This window comes from Streptomyces sp. NPDC048415, from assembly GCF_040651675.1.
In the GTDB taxonomy this organism is placed as follows: Bacteria; Actinomycetota; Actinomycetes; order Streptomycetales; family Streptomycetaceae; genus Streptomyces.
Genome location: NZ_JBEZKJ010000027.1, coordinates 1 through 7,092, shown reverse-complemented (window position 1 = coordinate 7,092; position 7,092 = coordinate 1). Strand labels below are relative to the sequence as shown.

The following is a 7,092-nucleotide window of genomic DNA, read 5'->3' as shown; positions in this document are numbered from 1 at the left end:
ACGAGTCCCGTACGGCCCGGAGGGTCCTTCAGCCGGGCAGTCGCTCCACGAGTCCCGTACGGCCCGGAGGGTCCCTCAGCCGGGCAGTCGCTCCACGAGTCCCGTACGGCCCGGAGGGTCCCTCAGCCGGGCAGTCGCTCCACGAAGTCCCGTACGGCCGCCTTGACGTCGTCGGCCGTCCACTCCAGGCCCGGCGCCGCCACCGTGACCTCGGTGAACGCCAGCCCAGGGCCGCCATGGGACCAGCGCTGGGCGAAGAGGCCGGTCTTCGTCTCCTCGACCTGCCGCAGCCCCGCGTCCCCGAGGGCGTCCGGCTCGTACGGCAGCCAGATCTGGAACTGGTGGGTGTGCGGCTCCTCGGGGTGGACGCGCACCCACGGCACTTCGGCCTCCGTGAACCCCTCGCGCAGGGCGGCGGCGACCACGCGCGCGTGGGCCACGTATTCCGGCAGCCGGGGCAGCTCCCGCGCCAGGCCGATGAGCGCGGCCAGGGCTGTCGGGAACTGCTGGATGATCATGCCGCCGTACCGGTGCCGCCAGGTCTTCGCCTCGTCGATCAGCGTCTTCGGGCCCGCGATCGCCGCGCCGCCGAAGCCCTCGAGCGACTTGTAGAACGACACATAGACGCTGTCCGCGAGGCCCGCGATCTCGTCCAGGGGGCGGCCGAAGTGCCGGGTGCACTCCCACAGCCGGGCCCCGTCGAAGTGGACGACCGCGTCGCGTTCCCGGGCGGCCTCCACGACGTCGGAAAGCTCCTCCCAGGAGGGCAGGAGGAAACCGGCGTCCCTGAGCGGCAGTTCCAGCATCAGCGTCCCGAAAGGCTCATCGAAGTCCCGTATCTCCTCGGCGGTCGGCAGTCGTGGCGCGTCCGTCACCCGGACCGGACGCAAGCCGCTGACCTGGCTGAACGCGTTCCGCTCATGGACTTCCGGATGGCTGAGCGCGTGCATGGCGACGGTGTGGTCGCCGGTGCGGCCCGCCCAGCAGCGCAGGGCGACCTGCTGGGCCATCGTGCCGGTGGGGAAGAAGGCGGCGGCCTCCTTGCCGAGCAGGCCCGCGACCCGCTCCTCCAGGGATTCGACGAGCCCGTCGCCGTACATGTCGACGCGGTGGTCGAGGTTGTAGACGCCCTCGGCGCCGTCGTTCAGCCAGGCCATGCGCTCGCGGAGCGTCTGCTGGTAGCTGGGCCGCCACAGCACCCGCTCCGCCGCCTTCCAGGCGACAGCGCGCCGCTCGAAGCGCTGCTCCGGAGACAGCTTCGCCGTCTCCTCGAGGGCTTGTTGGGCCGTCTCGTCCGCGGGCCGCTCCGCGGGGTCTTTCTCGGTCTCCGCCGCCGTATCGCTCATGCCTGGATGATGTCGCGGGCCCGCCCGCCCGGTCACCCCGATTTCCGCACCTCCACGACCTGCGGAAAACCCACAGCCTGTGGACAACCGAACGGTCCTCGAACCGATCGCGTTAACATGACGAGAAATCGTCCGGTACCCCGAGCGGACTGGAACGGAAGGCCGCCGTCGAGTGAGTACATCCCCACAGCCAGACCCCAAGGACCGCCCCGCGCGGCTCACCGTCGGCGTTGTCGGCGCCGGCCGTGTCGGCCCCGCGCTCGCCGCGGCCCTCCAGCTCGCCGGGCACCGCCCGGTCGCCGTCTCCGGGGTCTCCGACGCCTCCAAGCGACGGGCCGCGCAGCTACTGCCCGACGTGCCGCTGGTGTCCCCGGCGCAGGTCATGGAGCGCGCGGAGCTGGTGTTGCTGACCGTCCCGGACGACGCCCTGCCGGGCCTCGTCGAGGGGCTCGCCGAGACGGGGGCCGTACGGCCTGGGCAGCTGCTCGTGCACACCTCCGGGCGGTACGGCGCGCGGGTGCTCGACCCGGCGCTCAGGGCGGGCGCGCTGCCGCTCGCACTGCATCCCGCGATGACGTTCACCGGTACCCCCGTCGACGTACAGCGCCTCGTTGGCTGCTCCTTCGGGGTCACCGCGCCCGAGGAGCTGCGGCTGGCCGCCGAGGCCCTGGTGATCGAGATGGGCGGCGAGCCCGAGTGGATCGCCGAGGAATCCCGGCCGCTCTACCACGCGGCCCTCGCGCTGGGTGCCAACCACCTGGTGACCTTGGTCGCCGAGTCCATGGAGCTGCTGCGCGCCGCCGGCGTGGAGGCCCCCGACCGGATGCTGGGCCCGCTGCTCGGCGCCGCCCTGGACAATGCCCTCAGGTCGGGCGACGCGGCCCTCACCGGCCCCGTCGCGCGCGGGGACGCGGGCACGGTCGCCGCGCACGTCGCCGAGTTGCGCAAGCACGCCCCGCAGACCGTCGCCGGCTATCTGGCGATGGCTCGCGCGACCGCCGACCGCGCCCTCGCCCACGGCATGCTCAAGCCGGAACTCGCCGAGGACCTGCTGGGGGTACTCGCCAACGGGACCGACGGGACCGAGGGAGACGCCCGATGACCACCGCCCTGCTGCGTACCGCCGAGGAACTGCGCGCACGCACGCGTGAAGGCCGCCGCGCCGTCGTGATGACCATGGGCGCCCTCCACGAGGGCCACGCCACGCTGGTCCGCACCGCCCGCGAGATCGCCGGGGAGCGGGGCGAAGTGGTCGTCACCGTCTTCGTGAACCCGCTCCAGTTCGGCAAGGGCGAGGACCTGGACCGCTACCCGCGCACCCTCGAGGCCGACCTGAAGATCGCCGAAGAGGCGGGCGCGGACGCACTGTTCGCCCCCTCCGTGGACGAGGTCTACCCCGGAGGCGAGCCCCAGGTCCGCGTCAGCGCGGGCCCCATGGGCGAGCGCCTGGAGGGAGCCGTACGCCCCGGGCACTTCGACGGCATGCTCACGGTCGTCGCCAAACTGCTGCACCTCACCCGGCCCGACGTGGCGCTGTACGGGCAGAAGGACGCCCAGCAGCTCGCCCTGATCCGGCGCATGGCGCGCGACTTGAACTTCGGCGTGGAGATCGTCGGCGTACCCACCGTGCGCGAGGAGGACGGGCTCGCCCTCTCCAGCCGCAACCGCTACCTCTCGCCCGAGGAGCGGCGCACCGCGCTCGCCCTCTCACAGGCGCTGTTCGCGGGCCGCGACCGGCATGCCGCCCAGGAGGCACTGCGCGCGCGTGCCCGCGAAGTGCCCGCCACGCGCGCGCGTGCCGAGGCCCTCAGCGCCATAGGCGAATCCCGCGCCGCGGCCGACGCGCACGCAGTCGCCAAGGCCGCCCCCGGCGGCCCCGTGGGAGTCCGCGCCGCCGCCCGGCTGGTCCTCGACGAGGCGGCCCGCACACAGCCGCCGCTGGCCCTGGACTACCTGGCCCTGGTCGACCCCGCCGATTTCACGGAGGTCGGCGACGACTTCACCGGCGAGGCGGTCCTCGCCGTCGCCGCCCGGGTCGGGACGACCCGGCTGATCGACAACATCCCCCTCACCTTCGGAGCCGCCTCGTGACCGGCAATGGCACAGGTCCTGGTACTGGTACCGGCATACGGCTGCACGCGCCCGCCCCCGGCTGGGCCCTCACCGCGGACGTCGTGGTCGTCGGCTCCGGGGTGGCGGGCCTCACCGCGGCCCTGCGCTGCGAGGCAGCGGGCCTGAGGACCGTCGTCGTCACCAAGGCCCGCCTCGACGACGGATCCACCCGGTGGGCGCAGGGCGGCATCGCCGCGGCCCTCGGCGACGGCGACACCCCCGAGCAGCACCTCGACGACACCCTCGTGGCGGGCGCCGGCCTGTGCGACGAGGAGGCCGTACGCATCCTCGTCACCGAGGGCCCCGACGCCGTACGCCGCCTCATCGCGACCGGCGCGCACTTCGACGAGTCCACCGAAGGCGAGCTGGAACTCACCCGCGAGGGCGGCCACCACCGCCGCCGCATCGCGCACGCCGGCGGCGACGCGACCGGGGCCGAGATCTCCCGCGCCCTGGTCGAGGCGGTACGCGCGCGTGGCCTGCGCACGGTCGAGAACGCGCTCGTCCTGGACCTCCTCACGGACACCGACGGCCGCACCGCGGGTGTCACCCTCCACGTGATGGGAGAGGGCCAGCACGACGGTGTGGGAGCCGTGTACGCCCCCGCCGTGGTCCTCGCCACCGGCGGCATGGGCCAGGTCTTCTCGGCGACCACCAACCCGTCCGTGTCGACCGGTGACGGGGTCGCGCTGGCCCTGCGTGCGGGCGCCGAGATCTCCGACCTCGAATTCGTGCAATTCCACCCGACGGTGCTCTTTCTCGGCCCGGACGCGGAGGGCCAGCAGCCGCTGGTGTCCGAGGCGGTACGCGGCGAGGGCGCCCATCTGGTCGACGCGGACGGCGTGCGCTTCATGGTGGGCCAGCACGAACTGGCCGAACTGGCCCCCCGGGACATCGTCGCCAAGGGCATCATGCGCCGCATGCAGGAGCAGGACGCCGAGCACATGTTCCTCGACGCCCGGCACTTCGGCGCCGACATGTGGGAGCACCGCTTCCCGACGATCCTCGCCGCCTGCCGTGCCCACGGCATCGACCCGGTGACCGGGCCCGTCCCGGTCGCCCCGGCCGCCCACTACGCCTCCGGAGGAGTCCGCACCGACGCGCGGGGCCGCACCACGGTGCCGGGCCTGTACGCGTGCGGCGAGGTCGCCTGCACGGGCGTACACGGCGCCAACCGGCTGGCCTCCAACTCCCTCCTGGAGGGCCTGGTCTACGCCGAGCGCATCGCCGCCGACATCGCCGAGAGCCGGTCGGAAGACGGCCTCCACGCGCGCGTTCCCGTACCGGTCCCGCACCCCGAGAAGCCCGCGCACCCGCTGCTCGCCCCCGAGGCACGGTTCGCCATCCAGCGGATCATGACTGACGGCGCCGGTGTGCTGCGCTCCGCCGACTCCCTCGCGATGGCCGCCGACCAGCTCCAGCGGCTGCACACCGACGCCCGCGACGCCCTCGACGAGAACGGCAAGACCTCCGAGCCCGGCGTCGACACCTGGGAGGCCACCAACCTCCTGTGCGTGGCCCGCGTCCTGGTCGCCGCCGCCCTTCTGCGGGAGGAGACCCGAGGCTGCCACTGGCGCGAGGACCACGCCGACCGGGACGACTCGGACTGGCGCCGCCACATCGTCGTACGGCTGAATCCCGACCGGACGCTCGCCGTACACACCACCGACACAGCAGACTTCCCCCCGACCCGGCAGCCCCACCGGGCGCCCCAGTCCCGTCCCCAGGAGCAGTGACCGACGTGAGCACCCCCGACCTTCCCCTCGCCCAGAGCGGCGGCTGCGGCGACGGCTGCGGCTGCGGCGCCGACCTGGACGATTCGTACATGGAGTGCGGCCTCGACCCCGCGCTCGCCCAGCTCCTGGCCGACGCCGGTCTCGATCCCCTCGAGGTCGAGGACATCGCGAACGTGGCCATCCAGGAGGACCTCGACCACGGCGTGGACGTGACGACCGTCGCGACCATCCCCGAGGACGCCGTCTCCACCGCCGACTTCACCGCCAGGGACGCGGGCGTCGTCGCGGGCCTGCGGGTGGCCGAGGCGGTCATCTCCGTGGTCTGCACCGACGAGTTCGAGGTCGAGCGGCACGTCGACGACGGCGACCGGGTGGAGGCCGGACAGAGGCTCCTGAGCGTCACGACCCGCACCCGCGACCTGCTGACGGCCGAACGCAGTGCGCTGAACCTGGTGTGCCGTCTCTCCGGCATCGCGACCGCGACGCGCGCGTGGGCGGACGCCCTGGAGGGCACGAACACGCGCGTGCGGGACACCCGCAAGACGACGCCGGGTCTGCGCTCCCTGGAGAAGTTCGCGGTGCGCTGCGGCGGCGGCGTCAACCACCGCATGTCGCTCTCGGACGCCGCGCTGGTCAAGGACAACCACGTGGTCGCCGCGGGCGGTGTGGCGCAGGCCTTCGAGGCCGTACGGGAGGCCTTCCCGGAGGTCCCGATCGAGGTCGAGGTGGACACGCTGCATCAGCTGCGCGAGGTCGTGGACGCGGGCGCCGACCTGATCCTTCTGGACAACTTCACGCCCCTGGAGTGCGAGGAGGCGGTGGCCCTCGTCGGCGGCCGGGCCCTGCTGGAGGCCTCGGGGCGGCTCACCCTCGCCGACGCCGAGACCTATGCGAAGACGGGCGTCGACTTCCTGGCGGTGGGCGCGCTGACCCACTCGTCCCCGATCCTGGACATCGGCCTCGACCTGCGAGCGGCGGAGTAACCGGGACATGCTGCTGACCATCGACGTGGGCAACACCCACACCGTCCTCGGCCTCTTCGACGGCGAGGAGATCGTGGAGCACTGGCGCATCTCCACCGACTCCCGCCGCACGGCCGACGAGCTCGCCGTACTCCTCCAGGGCCTCATGGGCATGCACCCGCTGCTCGGCGAGGAGCTCGGCGACGGCATCGACGGCATCGCGATCTGTGCCACCGTCCCGTCCGTGCTGCACGAACTGCGCGAGGTGACCCGGCGCTACTACGGCGACGTGCCCGCCGTCCTCGTCGAGCCCGGCGTCAAGACGGGCGTGCCGATCCTCACGGACAACCCCAAGGAGGTCGGCGCGGACCGCATCATCAACTCCGTGGCGGCGGTCGAGCTCTACGGGGGGCCCGCCATCGTCGTCGACTTCGGTACGGCGACGACGTTCGACGCGGTCAGCGCGCGGGGCGAGTACATCGGCGGTGTCATCGCTCCCGGTATCGAGATCTCCGTCGACGCGCTCGGCGTCAAGGGGGCGCAGCTGCGGAAGATCGAGGTGGCCCGGCCGCGGGCGGTGATCGGCAAGAACACCGTCGAGGCGATGCAGTCCGGCATCATCTACGGGTTCGCGGGGCAGGTCGACGGGGTCGTGAACCGGATGGCGCGGGAACTCGCCGACGATCCCGACGACGTGACCGTCATCGCCACGGGCGGCTTGGCGCCGATGGTTCTGGGGGAGTCCTCCGTCATCGACGAGCATGAGCCGTGGCTGACGCTGATCGGGCTGCGACTGGTGTACGAGCGGAACGTGTCGCGTACGTGAGGATCCGCGGCGGTGGCGCCACAACGGGTTTTCGCCCCCGCCGCCCCTACCCTTCCCGTCCCTGGGGGCTGCGCCCCCAGACCCCCCTTGTCGCGCTTCGCGCTCGTCCT

6 protein-coding genes are annotated in these 7,092 nt (G+C 72.9%); 5 read left to right on the top strand and 1 reads right to left on the bottom strand.

Features of this window, described 5'->3' with window-relative positions:
• Positions 1-122: 122 nt before the first annotated feature.
• Positions 123-1,346 carry a beta-eliminating lyase-related protein gene (locus AB0D27_RS19540; protein WP_362509944.1) on the bottom strand — a complete coding sequence of 408 codons (1,224 nt, stop codon included), beginning with the start codon at positions 1,344-1,346 and terminating at the stop codon, positions 123-125.
• Between the two features lie 172 nt (positions 1,347-1,518).
• On the opposite strand from AB0D27_RS19540, the gene AB0D27_RS19535 reads away from it, so the two are divergent.
• The 5 genes from AB0D27_RS19535 to AB0D27_RS19515 are packed head-to-tail and all read left to right on the top strand — an operon-like array spanning position 1,519 to position 6,982.
• Entirely contained in the window at positions 1,519-2,448 is a 930-nt protein-coding gene (locus AB0D27_RS19535; protein ID WP_362509941.1) for a DUF2520 domain-containing protein, read from the top strand.
• Positions 2,445-3,437 (top strand): pantoate--beta-alanine ligase, encoded by a 993-nt coding sequence (gene panC / locus AB0D27_RS19530; RefSeq protein ID WP_362509938.1) that lies wholly within the window; start codon positions 2,445-2,447, stop codon positions 3,435-3,437. Before AB0D27_RS19535 ends, panC begins: the two co-directional genes overlap by 4 nt.
• A complete protein-coding gene (locus tag AB0D27_RS19525) occupies positions 3,434-5,194 on the top strand; it encodes an L-aspartate oxidase (RefSeq protein WP_362509935.1) in 1,761 nt (586 codons plus the stop codon). Before panC ends, AB0D27_RS19525 begins: the two co-directional genes overlap by 4 nt.
• 5 nt (positions 5,195-5,199) lie before the next feature.
• Positions 5,200-6,177, top strand: coding sequence for a carboxylating nicotinate-nucleotide diphosphorylase (gene nadC, locus AB0D27_RS19520; protein WP_362509932.1), 978 nt, complete (start codon positions 5,200-5,202; stop codon positions 6,175-6,177).
• 7 nt (positions 6,178-6,184) lie between these two features.
• Positions 6,185-6,982 (top strand): type III pantothenate kinase, encoded by a 798-nt coding sequence (locus AB0D27_RS19515; RefSeq protein ID WP_362509929.1) that lies wholly within the window; start codon positions 6,185-6,187, stop codon positions 6,980-6,982.
• Positions 6,983-7,092: the final 110 nt, after the last annotated feature.

What these genes read in the sequence shown, in the direction of transcription:
- AB0D27_RS19540 (WP_362509944.1), bottom strand. Translation starts at nt 1,346, where the DNA reads ATGAGCGATACGGCGGCGGAGACCGAGAAAGACCCCGCGGAGCGGCCC.
- AB0D27_RS19515 (WP_362509929.1), top strand. Translation starts at nt 6,185, where the DNA reads ATGCTGCTGACCATCGACGTGGGCAACACCCACACCGTCCTCGGCCTC.
- panC (WP_362509938.1), top strand. Translation starts at nt 2,445, where the DNA reads ATGACCACCGCCCTGCTGCGTACCGCCGAGGAACTGCGCGCACGCACG.